Source organism: Coleofasciculus sp. D1-CHI-01 (assembly GCF_040218875.1).
In the GTDB taxonomy this organism is placed as follows: domain Bacteria; phylum Cyanobacteriota; class Cyanobacteriia; order Cyanobacteriales; family Coleofasciculaceae; genus Coleofasciculus.
The window spans coordinates 1-20218 of record NZ_JAVJQP010000132.1 but is presented as its reverse complement, the minus strand read 5'-3'; the positions used below and the strand labels follow the sequence as shown (position 1 = coordinate 20218).

The window sequence follows — 20218 nt, the reverse complement described above, 5'->3', positions numbered from 1 at the left end:
AGCTGGGGGAGCTGGGGGAGCAGAGGAAGTTGGGGAAGCAGAGGGAGAGTTTTGAAAGTTGTAGGGGCGGGTTTTACCATTAACCTTTGGTGTTACCCTGATATAACTAAACCCGCCCCAACGGAGTGCAAGAATTCTTTAACATAAGACAAATTACATAAGACAAAAACTTTAACCGCGATCGCAAACCCATTTCCATAGCGGATGACTCGGACCTTGATCACAAATCCGACGCACCTGATGTGCCAAACGTTGTTTTTCGGCGGGCGGAATTCCAAATAAAATGTTGCGACTTTGCCAAACTAAAACCGCCGTCGTCATCCCAATACAGATAGCTAATCCCAAAATAGGCAGACGGTTAAATGCAATACTATATCGTAAACCTGACCAGGTAAAATGCTCTTGCAACAACAATAACTCATAACGCCAACCCCAAAGACTCAGCGGAGCAACACTAATCCAAAGAATACCCACGAATAACCAACGACCATACACCGTAAGTTGATGAAGTCGCTGAACTTTCACCTTTATGGTTGGCTCAAGGTGATCTGGAGTGTGGTGAGAAGTCTGAGTGTCTGACGGCTCCATTATAATTAAAGACAATTCCAATTATGCTTTGTCCAAAAATTCAGCTTCGATAACCTGAGTGGCTTTGGTTTGACCCGTGCGTTCTCTCCAGAATGCTAATAGGGTACTGGCAATAAAAATACTCGAATATGCACCTGTGATAAACCCCACAATTAGGGCTAGGGCAAAATATTTTAACGTTTCTCCGCCAAACAAGAAAATAGACACCAACGTTAATACCGTAGTTAACGTGGTATTAATTGACCGGGTAAGGGTTTGATTAATCGCATCATCAACTATTTGATCAATATGTTGGTCGGGATGCTTGGCAATGACTTCCCGGATGCGATCGTAAATAACTACGGTATCGTTAACAGAAAATCCAATAATTGTCAATAGGGCGACAACAAAAAGGCTATCAACCTCTACCCCTTGGACTAAACCCAAAATAGAGAAAATGCCCAACGTGACTAGGATATCGTGAAGTAAAGCAATAAACGCCAAAAAAGCATAGTCAAACTGAAACCGGAACGAGAGGTAAACCAGAATCCCGGCAAAGGAAACGAGTAATGCCAGTAAACCGGAGGTAAATAACTGTTGTCCGATGATTGGACCTACCGTATCAATTTGAGTCGCGGCTGGATCGAATTCCCCAATCCTTTCACTTAGGGCTTTTTGTAACCCACTGCGCTGTTCAACATCTAACGTTTTAGTCCGAATCGTCAACCCTTGTTGTGCAGCACCGATACGCTGAATCGTACTATTACCCAGATCCTGTTCATTGAGAATCTCGCGCACCTCTGCCAGCTCTATCGGTTGGTCACAGTTACCCGGTACAGTACAATCGAGTTCAACTTGCAGGCGTGTCCCGCCGACAAAATCAAGACCGGGACGCAGAGGCGCTCCTAGCTGTGCCGTAGAAATCGCCATTGAAGCGATACCAGCCAAGATGATTACGGCGGAAATGATCCACCAGAGCGATCGCTGTTTGATTACACTAAATTTGGTCATTTGTCATTTGTTATTCGTCATTCGTCATTTGTTATTCGTCATTCGTTATTCGTTATTCGTCATTTGGTCGGGGCGGGTTTTGCCGCCAAGCTAGCGATAACAATCAATATTAGTCCCTAAACCCGCCCCTACACACAGATAGATGTCATGGCATCTCTCTACATGACTCCCCCAGCTTCCCCAGCTTCCCCAGCTCCCCCAGCTCCCTCTGCTCCCTCATCACCCCATCACCCCATCACCCCATCACTGAGACGGTGACAGATTCGGGCAAAACAGTTGCGGCTTCTGGCGCACCCCAGGAAAGCTTAAAACCAACAACAGCATAAATGTGCGAGTACAGGTAAGGGCTGTAAACATACTGATCACAACTCCAATTCCTAGGGTAACGGCAAAGCCCTTAACTAAACCTGACCCTAGCCAAAATAGAGCCGCACACGCAATCAACGTAGTTAGGTTCGAGTCTAAAATACTGGAGAATGCTCGATAAAAACCAGATTCGACAGAGCGATATAGAGTTTTTCCCTCGCGTAATTCTTCTCGCGTCCGTTCAAAAATTAGCACATTCGCATCTACCGCCATACCAATACTGAGAATAAACCCAGCAATTCCTGGTAGAGTTAAGGTTACACCAATCAGGGCAAAGGCGGCTAGGGTGAGTAGAGCGTAGATACTCAGCGCCACATCAGCAATTAAACCGGGGAGACGATAGTAGATTGCCATAAACAGCAACACTAAAATTAAACCGCCAATGGCAGCATAAACGCTGCTTTGAATACTATCTCGTCCCAGGGTAGCGCCGACAGTGCGATTTTCCACGATTTCCACAGGTAACGGTAACGAACCCCCTTTGAGTTGAGCGGCTAAGTCACTCGCCCGTTGCACATCAAAATTCCCGGTAATCACAGCACTACCGCCACTAATCCCCGTTTCCGCGTATTCCGGACCTACCGTGGGGGCGCTGATTAGGGAGTCATCCAGGAAAATCCCAATACTGCGCCCGGTACCCGCCAAGTCTCTAGTCAGTTCAGCAAATCCTTGTCCCCCCGCCGCATCAAAACGGATGGCGACTTGCCAACCATTACCCGCTTGAGTCGGTTGCGCGAAGGCATCTTTGAGGTTTTTCCCTGTCACATTCGTCTTCTCAAACAATTCTGCGATCGCGGCGTTCGAGCGTTCTAAAGCCGCTTGATTTTCTGCGATCGCCTCTTCCTCTGGATCACCACCCTCTTCACTCTCCAGTAGAGCGGCTTGCTCAAATAGCAGTTGCTGACGCAACTGTTGCTCAATCTGAAGCTGGGCTTCTGTACCTGGTATTTGCTTACGGAAATCAAGTTGGGCGGTTCCCCCTAGCACCCGTTCCGCCTGTTGCGGATCATTCACACCGGGAAGTTGTACTAATATTTGGTCTGAGCCAATAGTTTGGACTTGAGATTCAGAAACACCCAGAGCATTCACGCGACGGTCAACCACAGTTTTAACAGCCTCCAACTGATCCGGCGCAATTTCGGGAATCTCCTCTGTGGTTTTCACCTGAATCGTCAGTTGTGCGCCACCCCGCAAATCAAGTCCCTGCTGGAGAGGAATCTTCACCAGCACCACGATTGCCAGAATGATCAGGACTAGAATCAGGGCTACTAACGAACGCTGTCTTTGCATAACTTATGACTCGCCGCAACAAATGCTATCTTAATCTGTTTCTACTCATATCTTGCACCATTTTCAGTAAGCTCCCCCATCCGCCAAGAACTCAAGGTCTTGATCAGCAAGCCACAGCCCACGCTGAGTGGAGCGAAATCCATATCCAGTTAGCTTTAGATGTAGGGTGGGCAAGAGTTATCAATCTTGAAACGCTTTATGGTATCGTTCCTTGCTCTTGCCCACCGCAAGGTTAGTTCATATCTGAAGTGCCAACATCTTTTTTACTCCCTCAGCAATCTGCTGAGGTTGGACAATAGTCAAGCTTTCCAGAGTGCCATTATAAGGAGTGGGAATATCTTGAGACGAGAGTCGCAAGACAGGAGCATCCAATTCATCGAAGAACCGATCATTGATTGATGCCGTCACCTCCGCCCCAATACCACCAGTTTTCATACATTCTTCCACCAGAATCACCCGATGGGTTTTGCAAATCGACGCGCCAATGGTTTCAAAATCCAAGGGCTTCAGAGAAATCAAGTCAATCACCTCTGGATCAAACCCTTCTTTCTCTAGAGACTTCACCGCTTGGGTGACATGGTGACGCATCCGCGAGTAGGTGAGAATGGTGACATCTTCGCCCTCTCGGACAACCTCGGCTTTATCCAAAGGCAGGACATACTCCTTATCTGGCAAATCTTCTTTTAAGTTATAAAGAAGAACATGCTCAAAGAACAAAACCGGATTATCATCCCGAATCGCCGCTTTGAGCAATCCTTTGCCATTGTAAGGAGTTGAACAGGCGACAATCTTTAAACCCGGAACCGCTTGAAAATAGGCTTCGAGTCGCTGAGAATGTTCCGCCCCAAGCTGACGCCCCACCCCACCAGGTCCACGAATCACCATGGGAATTTTGAAATTACCACCAGACGTGTAACGCAGCATCCCAGCATTATTGGCAATTTGGTTAAATGCCAGGAGAAGAAAGCCCATATTCATGCCTTCAATAATCGGTCGCAACCCTGTCATCGCTGCGCCCACGGCTAAACCCGTAAAACTATTTTCGGCAATGGGAGTATCGAGAACTCGCAGTTCACCGTATTTTTTATACAGATCCTTGGTCACTTTGTAGGAGCCACCGTAGTGACCCACATCTTCACCAAGAACGAATACCGCGTCATCACGAGCCATTTCTTCATCAATAGCCGCACGCAACGCATTAAAGAAAAGTGTTTCTGCCATCAATACCTCACCAGACGTGGCAAATGTCATCCTAGCATTGCCTAAGCCGCAGGGGAAGCCGGGGAGCGGGGGAAGCGGAGGGAGCAGGGGAAGCAAGGGGAGCATGTAGAGACGTAGCATGCTACATCTGGAAGCTGGGGAAGCAGAGGGAGCATTTTTTGTAGGGGCGGGTTTTACCACTAACGTTTCGTTTTCACCCTGATATAACTAAACCCGCCCCGACCTGACCGTTCAATTATCACAAATGACGAATTACAAATGACCAATGACCAATGACCAATGACCAATGACCAATGACCAATGACGTAGCTTGCTTCTCAAGGGTAGCGAGTTCTCCGCCGTTAACTTTAATTGTCCCCACCTACTTAAGACGAATATCGCTGACTCAAGCCAAATTTAATTTTTTATTATAACTATTAAATTATTGAGGTTTCATTAATTAATCAATTTCCATTAAAGCAATTAGAATTTCCTATTGATAAGTCATAGTAATAATTTTTGTTGAATGCTGCCTCTAGAGATTAGTTTTGCTTAAAAGGGATCGAAAAACTACAGATTTATGTATACTGAATGACTGTGTGAGTTATGACAGTGCATTCTACAGTAGAATTATTTTACATTATGCCATTTTTCGGACTAATTTGGACAACATCATGGGTAAGCTGTTTGCTGGCATCCAGCCAGGGTCTATTAAGAGTACCCGACTATATCACCAATGCTTTACCGACTAAAGTTTTATCCGTTGTTAACAGCCCACTCGAACAACCAAGATCTCCTTTTTTTTCATCTCCCGTTTATTCAAACGTCTGGTCTAACAAGTCTTCAGTAACAGCACTTGCCAATTCAGGATTAGCTAATGATTTAGGCAGTTTACCATTTCCATTCGCCCAGACTGCTACTGTCGCGGCTCATCCATTCAGGGACACGGCTCAATCAGTTTCTTGTCCAGCAAAGTCAGATTCCCTGGATGATGGGGGCAAATCCCAACCTAGCCATGATTCCTCATCGGCTTCAGGAAATTATTCATCTACCAACCATCTCTCAAACGCTAGTCTACCCCAGAAAATCTGGAAAATGATCGAGAATTTGTTTTCTTGGGGTCAACCCGTTGCATCCAAAGAAAAAACCTTGGCTGAATCCGTAGTCGTAATCAGCTCTCACTCTCAAACACGACCTCGTGGCAGAAATAAGAGTCAGGCAAGAATGGGAAAACGGGGCTTTTTGCAATATACCCAAAGGAGTAATAAATTAGAACATGCGGCTGAACAGCAGCAATTCCAGGTTGTGGTGAAAGGGCGAACGATTGCCCAATTGCCTACTCAAAAGCAAGCTGAACAAATGGCGCAAAGTCTCACGCTGTTGTTTTGTTACTCATCAGATGTATCTGAGATAAATTCATCGGTACGAGCTATCCTGTCTGATGGAATACCTGTGGTGAAAGCAGGCGATCGCGTATTATTTAAAGTGGATGATACCTTAGCCAAAGACTTAGATCAGCATCGAGAACTTCTGGCAATTGAATGGGCAAATAACTTACGTCTAGCGTTAGGACAATCGCCATTAAGTTTGGCAGACGCCCAAAAGCAGATGTACAACTTAGTTGAAACATCAAGTACCATTGAAGGCATAGCATCTTGGTACGGACCCTATTTTCACGGTCGGTACACGGCTACTGGGGAAATTTACGATCAGCATGATCTGACAGCGGCTCATCCCACCTTACCATTTGATACCTATCTGAAGGTCAAAAATTTAGAAAATGGTCATAGTGTGATTGTTCGCATTAATGATCGCGGTCCTTATATTCCGGGTAGAACTCTGGATTTATCCCGACAAGCCGCTCGTTCTATTCGGAGTGAAATAGTAGGAGTTATTCCATTTGAAGCTACACTTATGGAACCACGAGGAAGGATGAGGGATGAGGGATGAGGGATGAAAGAGATAAGGAAACCCCCCTCTCTCCAATAAATCTGTGAAATCAGTGTTTTGATGAATGACCAATGACCAATGACCAATGACCAATGACCATTCTTAACTTGGCGTCAGTGACAGTTCAGGAAGTCTGGTGATTATTTGATTAATCGGAATAGCGATAATGAACTCTGATCCGACACCGGGTTGAGACTGACAAGTTAACTGACCCCCATGGTTTTCTACAATAATTTGATAGCTAATCGATAAACCCAATCCGGTTCCTTTACCCAGGGGTTTGGTGGTATAAAATGGCTCAAAAAGTTTTTGGCAGACGTCTTGACTCATCCCTAGACCATTATCGGCAATCCGAATTACAGCATGAGGTATTTTTTGACAATAACTTGCTCCAGGTTTTTTAATACTAATATTCTCAACCTCAGTGCTAAGTTTAATTTGATGAGGAGTCTTTCCACCTGAAGCTTCCAATACATCTACAGCATTAGTAAGTAAATTCATGAACACTTGATTAATCTGCCCTGCATAACAATCGACTAGGGGCAATGTGCCATAGTCTTTAATCACAGTAACTTCAGGATGTTCAACGCTAGGTTTGAGGCGATGTTGCAAAATCAACAGAGTACTTTCAAGTCCTTCATGAAGATCAGCGGACTTCATTTCAGTTTGGTCAGCCTTGAGAAATTTTTGTAGAGACAAAACCACCTGCCGAATCCGGTTAGCTCCGACTTTCATTGAATTCAGTAGTTTTGGCATATCTGCCATCAAGAAATCTAGATCAATGTCTGTGATTCGTTTCTGAATATCGGCGACAGGTTGGGGATAGTGCCTGCCGTAGAGTTCAACGATCTCCATTAAGTCGCGCAGATAACAGATGGCGTAATCGATATTGCCGTAAATAAAACTGACAGGATTATTGATTTCATGAGCAACCCCAGCAACCACTTGCCCCAAACTTGACATTTTTTCGGTGTGAATCAGCTTGGTTTGAGCTTGTTGCAGCTTCTGTAATAAATCAGTGACGTAGTGAGTTTCTTCTGCCAACGCCACTTCTGCTTGCTGGTGCAGAGCAATCTCTTGTTTCAGCCGCTCATTGATTTGCAACAGTTCAGTCGTTCGGTTAGCGACTCGTTTTTCTAACTCATCATTCGTTCGTTTTAGGGTTTCCTGAGCGAATTTACGTTCTGTAATATCTCGCGTTACCCGAGCAAAGCCTCGTAATTGTCCGTCTTCTCCCCGTAAGGCAGTAATCACAACATTAGCAAAGAATGTTGAGCCATCCTTACGCACTCGCCAACCTTCTTGTTCAACACGACCTTGCTGTGCAGCTATTTTTAAGCATTTGTCTGGTTGTCCCTGGGCGATATCCTCAGGGGTATAAAAACAACGGACATGTTGACCCAGGATTTCTGTAGCGCGATATTGTTTAATTCTTTCGGCACCCGGATTCCAGCTAACAATCTTACCCTCTGGATCGAGCATGATAATGGCATAGTCTTTGACGCCATCGACTAATAAACGAAACCGTTCTTCGCTTTCCCGGTGTGCGGCTTCAGCTTCCCGGCGTTGGGTGTTATCGCGAGCAACCGCATAAACTAAGTGCTGATTGGGGCATAAGGTGATGTTCCATGAGAGCCATTTATAGGAGCCATCTTTGCAGCGGTAGCGATTTTCAAAGGAGACTATTTTCTCACAGTCCCTGAGCTTTTGCAGTTGCGCCAAGGTCATCTGCCGATCCTCTGGATGCACCCATTCAATCCAGGGGCGGGCTTTAAATTCTTGGCTACTATATCCCAGGAGTTGCTCACACATGGGGTTGACTTGCTGCCAATAGCCATCAGGACTGGCAATGAAAAACAGATCGAGGGTTAGAGTGAAAAATTTGTCTTGATTGCTACAAAACTCATGATGCTTTTGTGTTGTATCTCCCTGAGACTTAGGGATAGGGGGTTCTGCCGTTTGGATGATCATCGATTACTTACCTGATTGATGAGACTCAATTGCGCGAGTGAGAGAAACTCAAAATGATACTACAGGTCTCTCAAATACCTAAACCGACTTGGCTGAGTCGCTATGTTATCTAGAAAAGCCAAATAACAGCTAGACCTCTGAAGTCTATCTATTTTTTGAAAAAGCTGTTGTGGTCAGGTAAGCAGATACACCCTAGAGTATGATAAAGCCTTTCGATCGTTATTGCTAGTTTATCCTCTAATATAGATTCTCTAAATATAAAAGACAAAAGACCAATCAAAACTTAGGCAATCAGCCAGGGAAGCCAGAGGGCTAAACTCAGCAAGCTGAGAAATAGAATCGGTAAAGTCAGAATCAGGCTAAGACGAATATAGTAAAACCAATGCAGGCGCAAACCTTTACGTGCTAAAACCTTGAACCAAATTAACGTGGATAAACTACCCAGAGGAGTAATTTTTGCTCCCAGGGTACATCCAATCACATTAGCGTACTCCATCATTTCCCGAATCGCTGGATCACTGGTTGTGTCTGAAATTGCTATAGCATTCAGCAACACAGTGGGTAAATTGTGAAATAGGTTGGACAGCCCAGTAGCCATAAAACCTGTGCCTATTGCTGTCAGGGTGAACCCCCAACTGGAGAGGGCGTCTAGCTGATGGGTGATGACATGACTCATGCCAACTTGAGCTAAACCGAGGACGACACCATACATCAGGACGCTAAACCCGATCAATTGCCAGGGAATTTCCTGCCCAACTTTGCCCACAGAAATAATCGGTGTGGTATTTGGGAGAAACCCACGTCCCGCCAATCCTAGCAGAATCAACGCCGCGATCGCAGGCACGATCCCAGTCGGCAGAGCATGATCTTGGGCAATCCAGTATGCCAGAGGTAGACTGGCTAAAATAACCATACCCCATCGACAAACCAACGGATCACGAATGGCTTGGCGTCGTGGCGGGAGGTGAGTAAGTTTGTATGTGACTCGAATGTCCCGATGGAAGTAGAACCAGAAGCTGGCTAAACTGGTTGCGATCGCGACGAATGTCACCGGGGTCATCACCAGACTATAGCGAAACCCGGAAATTCCGCCATAGTTTACCGCAAGCAGGTTGACCGGATTGCTCACAGGGAACAATAAGCTAGCTGCTTCAGTGATAAAACTAACCGTAAAGACAACAGCGAACACGGTTTTAGCCCTGAGGCGTAGTAAACAAAGGATCTCCATCACCGGAGAAATCCAGATTAATGCCATACCCACATTGGTTAAAACAATTGTTCCCAATGCTCCCAAAAGTCCGCACAAAAGGAAAAGCAGACGCCCTTGACCTATCCCCAAAACCGTTAATTGTAGCGCTAACCCTCGCCAAAACCCGGCTTCATCCAGAATCCGGCACAAAATGAGTAGGGCAATCAATGTGAGTATAGTATTGCCAACGGTGGCACTAACTCTAAGTTCGTCCATTAAGGACACATCGCTAACCCGAGTAAAAATCCCCCCTGTCAATGCACCCAATCCGATGCCCAAACCTCGCAGTTGCCAGATAATTAGGATAAGCGTGAACAGAAAAATCAATAGTGCCACACAAACAAGCCTGTTTAATCACTGATCACCCTTTAGCACTAATATTCTATGGTTTGTCGCCCTAATCCTGCCTTAATGTATATCCGTGATGCTACTGAGGTAGATTTGCCCGCGATCGTGGAAATTTACAATTCTGCTGTTCCCAGTCGCATTGCCACCGCCGATCTAGAACCTATCTCAGTTGAAAGTCGTATCAGTTGGTATCAAGAACATAAACCAAACAGCCACCCTCTTTGGGTCATGGACTTCCATGAACGATCCAATTCTACAGGTCAAATTGCTGGTTGGCTCAGTTTTCAGGCTTTCTTAGTCCGCCCAGCCTACCATGCAACGGCTGAACTTAGCGTCTACGTGTCTCCCGATTTTCGGCGTCAAGGAATAGGACAACAACTGCTGCAACGCGCCATCGAACAGACTCCTAAGTTAGGACTCAATACCTTAGTGGCATTAATTTTTGCTCACAACCAACCCAGCCTACACCTCTTTCAAAAATATGGCTTCCAACGTTGGGGTTATTTACCTCAAATAGCGGATATGGGTCACATTGAGCGTGATTTGGTAATTATGGGACGTCGAGTTTGTTGATTTGTCATTCGTCATTCGTCATTTGAATTACCTTCTCAACTAAATCAGGATGACGAATTCTGACCCAATCCGGAAACCCTAGATAGGGATCATCCGTTAGCTGACGTTGTAAAAGCTCAATGATATCATCGACTTCATTGACCAAATCAAAAACAAAAATATTAAATTTCATCGTCTGATTGACATTGAAGTCTAGCGCCAGGAAATGTTCAATATCAATATCTTTACCTAATCCCAAAACAAAAAACTTGATATCTTTATGATTTTCAATTTTGCTACAGGCTGAAGCAATACATTGAATAAATTGCTCTTCGTCATCAAATTGACCATCAGTATAAATAATAAAAAAGGCTCCTTTACCATTAGGTTTGCCTTCAGTTAACCAAGTATTAACACAATGGTTTAAAGTCGGAGCAACAAAGGTTTTGGTTTTGGGTTTATTTTTGACGAACAGCTTCCAAACTTGAGAGGCATCGTTAATCACAATAGGCTTGGGCTTGACCCTTTCCCTGCTGAAGAAGTAAACAGAGACCCGATTGTCAGTCGGATAGCCCTGTTTCGTGGCAATGGTTTCATTCGCTTTAGTCCCTAATTCAGAACCAACTGACAGAATGGCGGCAATATGTCCTTCAACAACTTCCGCTAGATATTCATACCGAGTTTGATTTCCGGTATCTTCATCCTTTCTCACCATAGAACCACTTTGATCAATCAGGATAAAGATATCGCGGTTGTTAAGTGGAGAATCGGACACATCTTTAACCGTTAATCTCACTTCACTCGTCACGCGAATTTCTGTATCTTCGCGTTTCACTATCTTGTGATTATTATCATCTACAACTTCAGATAACTTTTGGTGAGTTACACTCAAGGTTTGCCGGGTTACAAGTTCAGGTTGATATTTAGCGAACAGCGCAATTAACTCTCCTCGTTTAGAACGCCGTTCATCAGGAAACTCATTTCTCAACCTAAAAGCTGAACAGATATTCTCAACGTGTTTTCTTACCGTTGATGTTTCAATATGTAACGATTGAGCGATATCCTGATCCGAAACGCCAGCCAAGAGCAATTTCAGCACTTGCCTGCGTCGTGGTGTCAATCCCTCAAAGGCTTCAGTAAACTGCCAACGGTTCATTCTCGCTCATGCAACTTAGATGGGTTTATTTTCATTTTGATGTATTCTGGATCACTTTCCCAGTGTCTGAGTCTGCAGGAAGAAAAAATCTGAGTGTATCCTGTTGGTTGGCAAAAACAGGCTAAGTTTGATTCTTCAGACGTTAAAATGGCACATTTTAGCACAAAAAGATATATTTTGAGGCATAATCGCCACAATTTTTGTAATTCTTTGAGAAAATACTAAATTTTTCACCAAAATTCCCTTTTATGCGCTTTAATTGCATTTAAGCCAGTAATTGTCTGGCAAGCCTAACCCATTAGGATACCAAATAAGGTGAGACTATGACCATTAAATACCTTACTACATTTGCCATCGCTTCACTTTTGAGTCTGGGATTAGCCACAGGTTGTAGCGCTCCCCCAGAAACGGATGATAGTACGACTATCGAGGAAACTGAGCCAGCTAACCCTGATAATGCAGCGACTGAAGATGCCGCTCCTGCTGCAACCGATAAGGCAGTCGAAGAGAAGGGAGACATGGAAAAGGCAACTGAAGATAAAGAAATGTCTGACGAGACGACTGAACCTCAGGCTGAGGATGACTCGACTTCTGAGACTACTCCTTAAGCGTCAGCTACCTAACCTCGTCTCAACGTAAACAATTTTTATCTGTAGGGGCGCACTGACGTGCGCCCTTTGTTGTATAGCACTATGGGAATACGTTAGGACTTTTCTCTGTTGCCTATTGCCTATTGCCTATTGCCTTTTTACCCAATTTTATTGTCCTAACCTCAATGCGTAGTGCTATATGCGGTGTCTGTATTTCAGACTCATCAGCAAACGTCGGCAGCACAAGTTTCCTGAGAATGATGTAAACTTTTGTTAAGACGCGATCAGAGGAACTTAATATGACTACCCAACTCGGCTTTGGCAAAGTCCAACCCAAACAGCAGAAAGCCAAGAAGAATAAAGTCAAACGGACAGCCGCTTCCCGCAAGTATGATGAAATGCAAAAGTCGGGATTACCGGAATTCAATATCTATGTCCGGATTAAGGGAGAGAAAAACTGGTTACCGGCTGGCTCAATGGCAGTGAATCGCAGCAGTCAAATCAACCAGGCGTTATTTGAGCAAGAAGAGGAGTTACTCAAAGGAATATTTCGGCTATTCCCCAAACTACGGAAGCGCCAAAGCGAGTTGGAATATGGTCATCGACTCAAAGAGTTTAAAGACGAACCCATCGTTGTGGCAACTCGTCCCCAAACAACGCCAGGGCATTTGATTCAATCCACCGTCAGCCAAGTCAAAGAACGTTTTTCATCATTACTTCAGCGTAAGTAGGTGATTGGAGAAGAGGGGATTGGAGAAGTTTTGACCTTTCGCTTCGCTCAAAGAGTCTAGTTTTGTGTATATAGGCGCGGGTTTCACTATTATCATTTTTTACCTCACCCAGATTTAACTAAACCTGCCCCGACGTAGAGACGTAGCATGCTACGTCTCTACATCTCAATCCTTGCCCCCTACCACTCAAATTAATCTTCACGATGATAAGGATCACTGACGTCAAAAAATATTCTTGCTAATTATTTAATTTTCGCGCCTCAATGTCTCCTCAGGGAAGCTTCAGGCGTTAGTTTGATACAAGTCGGGCGGCAAGAGCTGCTTGTCTTGTATCACCACTACATGCTGTTTTAGTCTGATTTTGTAACCCGATACGACTCATGATTGCCAATCCAACTATGACTGAGAATCCATTACGCCGTGAAAAGGGACTCCCCCCTTTTGACCAGATTGAGCCAAACCATATTGTGCCTGCGATGACGCAGCTACTCGCTGAACTTGAGCAGGAATTAGCCGCCCTAGAGGAGGGGGTAACACCAACCTGGGACGGTTTAGTCGAACCCCTAGAAACATTGACAGAACGCCTCAGGTGGAGTTGGAGCATCGTGAGTCATTTGATGGGGGTGAAAAATAGTCCCGAACTGCGTGAGGCTTACGAAACGGTTCAGCCCAAAGTCGTCCAATTCATCAACACCCTTAACCAAAGCCAACCCTTATACAAAGCCTTCAAAGCCTTGCAGGATGGAGATGAATGGCGTAACTTAGAGCCAGCCCAAAAACGCATCGTCGAAGCTGCCATTCGAGATGCTGAACTCTCTGGAGTAGGACTTGAAGGAGAAGTGCGATCGCGCTTCAATCAAATTCAGATGGAGTTGGCGGAACTATCCACAAAGTTCTCTAACCATGTCCTAGATGCAACCAAGGCATTTAGCATGACCCTAACCAGTTCAGACGAGGTAGAGGGTTTACCTCCTAGCTTAAAGAGTTTAGCGGCTCAAGCCGCCCGCGCCGCCGGGGAAGAAAAGGCGACTCCGGAAGAGGGTCCCTGGCGGATCACCCTGGACTATCCCAGTTACATCCCCTTCATGCAGCACAGTACCCGTCGAGATTTGCGGGAGAAACTCTATAAAGCCTTTGTCAGCCGCGCCTCTTCTGGGGAGTTGGATAACAGTCCCCTGATTGAGCGGATTTTAGAACTGCGTCAAGAAAAATCCAAGCTGCTAGGGTTTAGCAGTTATGCTGAATTAAGCCTTGCCAGCAAAATGGCACCGAATGTTGAGGCGGTGGAGGGATTACTGGAAGAACTGCGTGGCGCTAGTTACGATGCTGCCGTTAAAGATTTAGAGGCGTTGAAAGCGTTTGCGGCGGCTAAAGGTGTCCCCGAAGCCAGCGATTTAAAACACTGGGACATCAGTTTTTGGTCAGAACGTCAACGGGAAGAAAAGTTTGCCTTCAGTGCTGAGGAATTGCGTCCTTATTTTCCGTTACCTCAAGTGCTGGATGGCTTGTTTGGCTTAATTAAGCGGCTATTTGGGGTAACCATTACGCCTGCGGATGGACAAGCCCCGGTTTGGCATGAAGATGTCCGCTATTTCCAAGTCGCCGATGAAACAGGAAGTGCGATCGCGTTCTTCTATTTAGATCCCTACAGTCGTCCCGCTGAGAAGCGTGGGGGGGCTTGGATGGACGATTGTGTGGGGCGTGCCAAACTCACGGAAGCCGGGACAACAACAACCCGCTTACCTGTTGCCTATTTAATTTGCAACCAAACGCCACCGATTGATGGTAAACCCAGTTTAATGACCTTTGGTGAAGTCGAAACCCTATTCCACGAGTTTGGTCACGGGTTGCAACACATGCTCACCCGAGTGGATTATGCTGGGGCGGCCGGAATTAATAATGTGGAATGGGATGCGGTGGAATTGCCCAGCCAGTTTATGGAAAACTGGTGTTACGATCGCCCCACGCTGATGGGCATGGCGAAGCACTACGAAACCGGGGAATCCCTGCCCGAACATTATTATCAGAAACTCTTGGCAGCCCGGACTTACATGAGTGGTAGTGCCATGTTACGGCAATTGCACTTTAGTTTGGTGGACATCGAATTGCACCACCGTTATCAGCCCGGTGGGGAGGAAAGTCCCAGTGATGTCCGTCATCGGATTGCCAAAACCACTACCGTGTTACAACCTTTACCGGAAGATTCCTTCCTCTGTGCCTTTTCCCATATCTTTGCGGGCGGGTATGCGGCTGGGTATTACAGTTACAAATGGGCGGAAGTCCTGAGTGCGGATGCCTTTGCTGCCTTTGAGGAGGTTGGTTTAGAGAATGAAACCGCCGTGGCGGATACAGGAAAGCGGTATCGGGATACAGTGCTGGCATTAGGCGGTGGTATACCACCCATGGAGGTATTCAAGCAATTCCGAGGACGAGAACCGAGTACGGAACCCTTACTGCGCCATAGTGGATTAGTAGAGGCGTCTTAGGGAATTGAGCTTTGTGCGATCGCGAAATTACCCTGTAGGGGCGACCCGCTGGCATTAATCAAAAATTCCATTCCACTCAATTGGATCGGGTCGCCCTCTACTCAACCGCTTAGGTAAAAAAGACTTGAAGTGATTCATAGTGTACCTAATCATTAACAAAATTAGCAATAACTGGGAAATGATCAGAGGGAAAAATTCCTTGCCATTTCCTATTATCAACCGTCACAGTTTCTCGTCTCAGGCGACTATCGTAATAAATCGTATCAACAGCCGCAAACGCCTCACCTGTAAACCCATGAATACTCTGCTGTTTTTCCAATTCAACACCCGCCAAAGCATCATGGAGAATCATAGAATTCGTTGATGAATCAGATAAGATTTCCCGTGGCAAGCTATCGGGTTCAGCGTTAAAATCACCTGTAAGAAAGAGATAGGTCGTGTCAGGATTGCAGTGAATCATGCGATCGCGGATTAGTCTTGCCCCCAGTTCCCGTGCTTTGGCACTGGTATAATCCAGATGGGTATTAAAACAGGTGATTGTTTTAGACACCTGCGCTACACTAAAGACTGCCCAGGTTGCCATTCGCGGTGCAGGATTTCCCCACTCAGGACTGATACTCCCAGCAAGATTAGGCGTATCGCTTAGGTAAAAATCGCTACTATCTAGGCATTTAAGACGGTCTTGGTTATAGAAAATCGCACAATGTTCTCCTGTCCCTGTACCTGTGCGATCGCCCCCAATACTTTGATAATTCGGTAAACGGCGATGTAAGTCAAGTAGCTGGTGGGCTTTGCCTTCTTGGGTGCCAATGATATCTGGATGATACTCCTGAATCAGCGCCGCGATCGCATCACGCCGAATCCTCCAATCCTGGTTATCGGGATCTGGCTTATCGTAACGGATATTGAACGTTATGATTCTAATGTTCATAGGTGATTCGTCTTTTGTCATTTTTCATACTCAAGGAAGCGAGAAGCAAGCTACATAATTTGTTCCCTGTTCTCTATTGCCTATTGCCTATTGCCTATTCCCTATTTCCTTTCCTCATTCCTATGTTCATAACTCAAATCGAATCATTATATAACATTTAGTTAACTTATAGTTAAGGCAAGGTTAAGTGTTTGTTAATATAATGGAAAGTAAGAGATTATGAGACAGGAGGCTAAGATATGGCACAGTCCACATCATCCGATTCCGCACAGGTCAGTAAACAAAACTTTCTTTACCCTAGATGCCGCTATTACGGCAAGTTTACCCCAGAGGATCTAGCCTTTAATGCCAACTTGCAAGAGTTTGCCCAGAAAGTGTCCTATATTTCTGCCCTAGAAACTGGCGGTAAGATTTCCTCTGAACGAGCCTATGAGCAAGTACAGTCATTGTGGAAGCAGTTGAAATATAGTAAGGAATCCTTGGGCATTGGTCAAGCTAACCCCCCCAAAACCTAATAGATTTTGTATAAGACGGTCGTTTGAGAAAAACTGTGACACACAATGCTGCAATTTTAGTCATTGAAGATGAAGAAATTTTGCGGGACATTATCCTTAATGTCTTACAAGAAAAAGGGTATCAGGCAATTGGTACTGGGGATTCTCGCAGGGGCTTACTCTTAGCAAAAGAGTTAGTCCCTGATTTGATTTTGTGCGATATTCGGATGCCAAAGTTAGATGGGTATGAAGTTCTCAAAGCTTTACGTCAAGATTCCAAGACTAGGACTATACCCTTTATCTTTATTTCAGCAGAAAAAAGCCAAGTTGTTAGGAACCGAGGGCAACAGTGTGGGGCAAATGGTTATCTTGCAAAACCTTTTACAACCGATGAACTTTTAATGGTAATCGCTAATCATATTAACTTTTATCAGTAAACGATAATTCTTTTATGTCTATATTTATTGCCGATAACACCGATTTATAATTACGAATCAGGGCGGGTTTTGTTGCTTATTTATTGGCAGATAGGGGGAATTGTGTTGTTCATTTATCGGTGGGGAGGGCGGGCGCAAGTTGTTCATTTATCGGTGACAAGTTAAGTTAGTGGCTAAACCCGCCCCTACAATGGATCAGGATCTACACTGCGTAGTAGTGCTGGCAAAATGTCTACCAGAAACAATGAACCGACGCAAGAAACGCTACTCGCTGAGATTTCTAATCCGGAATATTCGTCAATCGCTTTCAGTATTCCGCTATAGTGGACGCGCCTTGAGGTTAGTGTGGACAACCAGTCACAGACTAACGCTGGTGCTAGCAATTTTAACCGTTATCGCGGGATTATTACCTGCCGCGATCGCATACTTGGGCAAGTTGATTGTAGATACCGTGGTATTGGCGTCTCAGTCAGGGTTAGCCGCCCATCGGTGGCTAGCGTTAGGCTATGTCGGATTAGAAGCGATCGCGGTTATGATACTGGCAGGAAGTCAGCGCGGTCAAACCGTTTGCCAGTCGCTATTGCGGGTATTATTAGCCCAACGGGTCAATGTGTTAATTCTAGAAAAAGCCTTAACCTTAGACTTACCCCACTTCGAGGACTCCGAATTTTACGACAAAATGACCCAGGCGCGGCGAGAAGCCTCCAGTCGCCCTCTGGCGCTAGTGACGCGAACGTTTGGACTGGTTCGGGATAGTTTGTCGTTACTCACCTTTGGCGGATTACTGCTGCAATTCTCAACTTGGGCGGTAGCCATATTAATCATCGCCGCCATTCCTCCCTTTATCGCCGAAACGCGCTTTGCTGGCGTCGCCTTTCGCTTATTCCGGTGGCGTTCCCCAGAAACCCGCCAGCAGCATTACTTGGAAACCTTAATTGCCAGAGAAGATTACGCCAAGGAAATTCAGCTATACCAGCTTGGCGCAACCATGCTACAACGCTACAGCGACACCTTCAGACGCCTTTACCGGGAAGATAGAGATTTGACCGTTCGTCGGGGATTTTGGGGTTACTTGTTAGGGTTGCTGAGTACGCTGACATTTTATGGGGCGTATGCTTGGATTGTTATCGAAACCATCTTTGGTCGGATTTCCTTGGGTGAGATGACCATGTATTTAACCATATTTCGCCAAGGACAATCTACATTTTCCGCCATACTCACCTCGATTGGCGGTATGTATGAAGATAATCTCTATATTTCCAACCTCTACGAATTTCTAGAACAAGAGGTTACTCAATACCATGGGACAGCCACTCAGGGGATAAAACCAGGGGATGGGATTCGGTTTGATAAGGTGTTTTTTACCTATCCTGGAAGTCAAAATCCTGCACTTAAAGGGATTGACTTACACCTTAAACCGGGAGAAAAGTTAGCCATTGTTGGCGAAAATGGGTCAGGAAAGACAACGTTAATTAAATTATTAACTCGTCTCTATACGCCAGATTCGGGGCGCATTTTGTTAGATGGGTTAGATTTACAGGAATGGAAACTTGATACACTACGCCGTCGGATTGGGGTAATATTCCAGAACTTTGTCCGCTATCAATTTACCGTAGGCGAGAATGTTGGCGTCGGCGATGTAGACTATTTGCAAGACCAAACCCGCTGGGAAAATGCAGCAGAGAAAGGCATGGCGAAGCCGTTTATTGAGTCAATGCCAGACGGATTTAGCACCCAGTTAGGGCGATGGTTTAAAGGGGGACAGGAACTCTCTGGGGGTCAATGGCAGAAAATAGCCCTATCTCGTGCTTTTATGCGAACAGGTGCAGATATTTTAGTCTTAGATGAACCCACAGCCGCTATGGATGCAGAGGCGGAGGTACGAGTCTTTGACCACTTCCGCACGATTACCCAGAATCAAATGGTGGTGTTAATTTCTCATCGCTTCTCCACAGTACGAATGGCAGATAAAATTGTGGTGATGGCGGGGGGAGAAATCATTGAACAGGGAACTCATGAGGAATTAGTGGAACTTGGTGGACGTTATGCGCGGTTATTTGCGCTACAGGCGGCGGGATATCAATAGTTAATTTATCGGTGGGGAGGGCGGGTTTTGTTGTTCATTGATTGGTGATGCATTCAATTTAATCCCTAAACCCGCCCCTACAAATGATCGATGACGAATAAATTAATATTATATTCTGATGATTTTCTAGAATAACAAGGCTATAAAAATAAAGGTTTCAATCATTTTTATTAATAATATTTTACCCGAAATAATATAACCTATTGTAGGGGCGACCCGCTGCATAAATCAACAACACCCATCCTCTCAATTTTATCGGGTCGCCCTTTACCAAATTAGGTTGGGTTGTCCTATCCTGAACCCGGACAGGTTTTGTTGTTCATTGATTGGTGACGCATTCAATTTAATCCCTAAACCCGCCCCTACAAATGATTGATGACGAATAAATTTATATTATATTCTGATGATTTTCTAGAATTACAAGGCTATAAAAATAAAGGTTTCAATCATTTTTATTAATAATATTTAATCTGAAATAATATAACCTATTGTAGGGGCGACCCGCTGCATAAATCAACAACACCCATCCTCTCAATTTTATCGGGTCGCCCTTTACTAAATTGGGGTGGGTTGTCCTATCCGGAACACGGACAGGGTTTATTGTTCATTTATCGGTGGGGAGGGCGGGTTTCGTTGTGCATTTATTGGTGACGCCTTCAATTTAGTCCCTAAACCCGCCCCTACAAATATCGATGACGAATAAATTCATATCAGGTTCTGATAATTTTCTAGAATAACAAGGCTATAAAAATAAACCTTTAAATCATTTTTATTAAGAATATTTTACCCGAAATTATATAACC

At 45.0% G+C, this 20218-nt stretch carries 16 protein-coding genes; 8 read left to right on the top strand and 8 right to left on the bottom strand.

Annotation, left to right across the window (positions count from 1 at the left end; translation table 11 throughout):
• Positions 1-171 precede the first annotated feature (171 nt).
• The 4 genes from RIB93_RS23555 to RIB93_RS23540 form a co-directional block, all read right to left on the bottom strand.
• Positions 172-588 (bottom strand): hypothetical protein, encoded by a 417-nt coding sequence (locus tag RIB93_RS23555; protein ID WP_446376203.1) that lies wholly within the window; start codon positions 586-588, stop codon positions 172-174.
• A gap of 21 nt (positions 589-609) precedes the next feature.
• Positions 610-1578, bottom strand: coding sequence for a protein translocase subunit SecF (gene secF / locus RIB93_RS23550; RefSeq protein WP_446376201.1), 969 nt, complete (start codon positions 1576-1578; stop codon positions 610-612).
• A gap of 243 nt (positions 1579-1821) precedes the next feature.
• Positions 1822-3234 carry a protein translocase subunit SecD gene (gene secD, locus RIB93_RS23545; RefSeq protein ID WP_446376199.1) on the bottom strand — a complete coding sequence of 471 codons (1413 nt, stop codon included), beginning with the start codon at positions 3232-3234 and terminating at the stop codon, positions 1822-1824.
• A gap of 237 nt (positions 3235-3471) precedes the next feature.
• A complete protein-coding gene (locus RIB93_RS23540) occupies positions 3472-4455 on the bottom strand; it encodes a pyruvate dehydrogenase complex E1 component subunit beta (protein WP_446376209.1) in 984 nt (327 codons plus the stop codon).
• Between the two features lie 585 nt (positions 4456-5040).
• Between RIB93_RS23540 and RIB93_RS23535 the strand changes: the two genes are divergently transcribed.
• Entirely contained in the window at positions 5041-6384 is a 1344-nt protein-coding gene (locus RIB93_RS23535) for a septal ring lytic transglycosylase RlpA family protein (RefSeq protein ID WP_446376197.1), read from the top strand.
• Positions 6385-6486: 102 nt separating this feature from the next.
• Here RIB93_RS23535 and RIB93_RS23530 read toward each other — a convergent pair whose 3' ends face one another.
• Both RIB93_RS23530 and RIB93_RS23525 read right to left on the bottom strand, forming a co-directional pair.
• Positions 6487-8355, bottom strand: coding sequence for a PAS domain-containing sensor histidine kinase (locus tag RIB93_RS23530; protein ID WP_446376195.1), 1869 nt, complete (start codon positions 8353-8355; stop codon positions 6487-6489).
• Between the two features lie 283 nt (positions 8356-8638).
• Positions 8639-9940 carry an ArsB/NhaD family transporter gene (locus RIB93_RS23525; protein WP_446376193.1) on the bottom strand — a complete coding sequence of 434 codons (1302 nt, stop codon included), beginning with the start codon at positions 9938-9940 and terminating at the stop codon, positions 8639-8641.
• A 75-nt stretch (positions 9941-10015) separates the two neighbouring features.
• Between RIB93_RS23525 and RIB93_RS23520 the strand changes: the two genes are divergently transcribed.
• Positions 10016-10525 (top strand): N-acetyltransferase family protein, encoded by a 510-nt coding sequence (locus RIB93_RS23520; RefSeq protein WP_446376207.1) that lies wholly within the window; start codon positions 10016-10018, stop codon positions 10523-10525.
• A 4-nt stretch (positions 10526-10529) separates the two neighbouring features.
• Here the strand turns inward: RIB93_RS23520 and RIB93_RS23515 are convergent, their stop codons facing one another.
• The gene (locus RIB93_RS23515; protein WP_446376191.1) at positions 10530-11660 is read right to left on the bottom strand and encodes a LuxR C-terminal-related transcriptional regulator; all 1131 of its coding nucleotides are present in this window, start codon (positions 11658-11660) and stop codon (positions 10530-10532) included.
• Between the two features lie 323 nt (positions 11661-11983).
• On the opposite strand from RIB93_RS23515, the gene RIB93_RS23510 reads away from it, so the two are divergent.
• The 3 genes from RIB93_RS23510 (at position 11984) to RIB93_RS23500 (ending at position 15467) form a co-directional block, all read left to right on the top strand.
• Positions 11984-12268, top strand: coding sequence for a hypothetical protein (locus tag RIB93_RS23510; RefSeq protein ID WP_446376189.1), 285 nt, complete (start codon positions 11984-11986; stop codon positions 12266-12268).
• A 281-nt stretch (positions 12269-12549) separates the two neighbouring features.
• On the top strand, positions 12550-12981 hold the full coding sequence (locus tag RIB93_RS23505) for an HHL1-like protein (RefSeq protein ID WP_446376187.1): 432 nt from the start codon (positions 12550-12552) through the stop codon (positions 12979-12981).
• Between the two features lie 380 nt (positions 12982-13361).
• A complete protein-coding gene (locus RIB93_RS23500) occupies positions 13362-15467 on the top strand; it encodes a M3 family metallopeptidase (protein ID WP_446376185.1) in 2106 nt (701 codons plus the stop codon).
• Positions 15468-15612: 145 nt separating this feature from the next.
• Here RIB93_RS23500 and RIB93_RS23495 read toward each other — a convergent pair whose 3' ends face one another.
• Complete coding sequence (locus RIB93_RS23495) at positions 15613-16398, bottom strand: endonuclease/exonuclease/phosphatase family protein (RefSeq protein ID WP_446376183.1); 786 nt, start codon at positions 16396-16398, stop codon at positions 15613-15615.
• Between the two features lie 239 nt (positions 16399-16637).
• Here RIB93_RS23495 and RIB93_RS23490 point away from each other — a divergent pair, with 239 nt between their 5' ends.
• The 3 genes from RIB93_RS23490 to RIB93_RS23480 all read left to right on the top strand — a co-directional run bounded on the left by RIB93_RS23490 (position 16638) and on the right by RIB93_RS23480 (position 19415).
• Complete coding sequence (locus RIB93_RS23490) at positions 16638-16913, top strand: DUF7219 family protein (protein ID WP_006099757.1); 276 nt, start codon at positions 16638-16640, stop codon at positions 16911-16913.
• 35 nt (positions 16914-16948) lie between these two features.
• Complete coding sequence (locus RIB93_RS23485) at positions 16949-17329, top strand: response regulator (protein ID WP_446376181.1); 381 nt, start codon at positions 16949-16951, stop codon at positions 17327-17329.
• A 244-nt stretch (positions 17330-17573) separates the two neighbouring features.
• Complete coding sequence (locus RIB93_RS23480; protein ID WP_446376205.1) at positions 17574-19415, top strand: ABC transporter ATP-binding protein; 1842 nt, start codon at positions 17574-17576, stop codon at positions 19413-19415.
• Positions 19416-20218: the final 803 nt, after the last annotated feature.

What these genes read in the sequence shown, in the direction of transcription:
- RIB93_RS23495 (WP_446376183.1), bottom strand. Translation starts at nt 16,398, where the DNA reads ATGAACATTAGAATCATAACGTTCAATATCCGTTACGATAAGCCAGAT.
- RIB93_RS23480 (WP_446376205.1), top strand. Translation starts at nt 17,574, where the DNA reads ATGAACCGACGCAAGAAACGCTACTCGCTGAGATTTCTAATCCGGAAT.
- RIB93_RS23505 (WP_446376187.1), top strand. Translation starts at nt 12,550, where the DNA reads ATGACTACCCAACTCGGCTTTGGCAAAGTCCAACCCAAACAGCAGAAA.
- RIB93_RS23540 (WP_446376209.1), bottom strand. Translation starts at nt 4,455, where the DNA reads ATGGCAGAAACACTTTTCTTTAATGCGTTGCGTGCGGCTATTGATGAA.
- secF (WP_446376201.1), bottom strand. Translation starts at nt 1,578, where the DNA reads ATGACCAAATTTAGTGTAATCAAACAGCGATCGCTCTGGTGGATCATT.
- RIB93_RS23510 (WP_446376189.1), top strand. Translation starts at nt 11,984, where the DNA reads ATGACCATTAAATACCTTACTACATTTGCCATCGCTTCACTTTTGAGT.
- RIB93_RS23520 (WP_446376207.1), top strand. Translation starts at nt 10,016, where the DNA reads ATGTATATCCGTGATGCTACTGAGGTAGATTTGCCCGCGATCGTGGAA.
- RIB93_RS23555 (WP_446376203.1), bottom strand. Translation starts at nt 588, where the DNA reads ATGGAGCCGTCAGACACTCAGACTTCTCACCACACTCCAGATCACCTT.
- RIB93_RS23530 (WP_446376195.1), bottom strand. Translation starts at nt 8,355, where the DNA reads ATGATCATCCAAACGGCAGAACCCCCTATCCCTAAGTCTCAGGGAGAT.
- RIB93_RS23515 (WP_446376191.1), bottom strand. Translation starts at nt 11,660, where the DNA reads ATGAACCGTTGGCAGTTTACTGAAGCCTTTGAGGGATTGACACCACGA.
- secD (WP_446376199.1), bottom strand. Translation starts at nt 3,234, where the DNA reads ATGCAAAGACAGCGTTCGTTAGTAGCCCTGATTCTAGTCCTGATCATT.
- RIB93_RS23490 (WP_006099757.1), top strand. Translation starts at nt 16,638, where the DNA reads ATGGCACAGTCCACATCATCCGATTCCGCACAGGTCAGTAAACAAAAC.
- RIB93_RS23500 (WP_446376185.1), top strand. Translation starts at nt 13,362, where the DNA reads ATGATTGCCAATCCAACTATGACTGAGAATCCATTACGCCGTGAAAAG.
- RIB93_RS23535 (WP_446376197.1), top strand. Translation starts at nt 5,041, where the DNA reads ATGACAGTGCATTCTACAGTAGAATTATTTTACATTATGCCATTTTTC.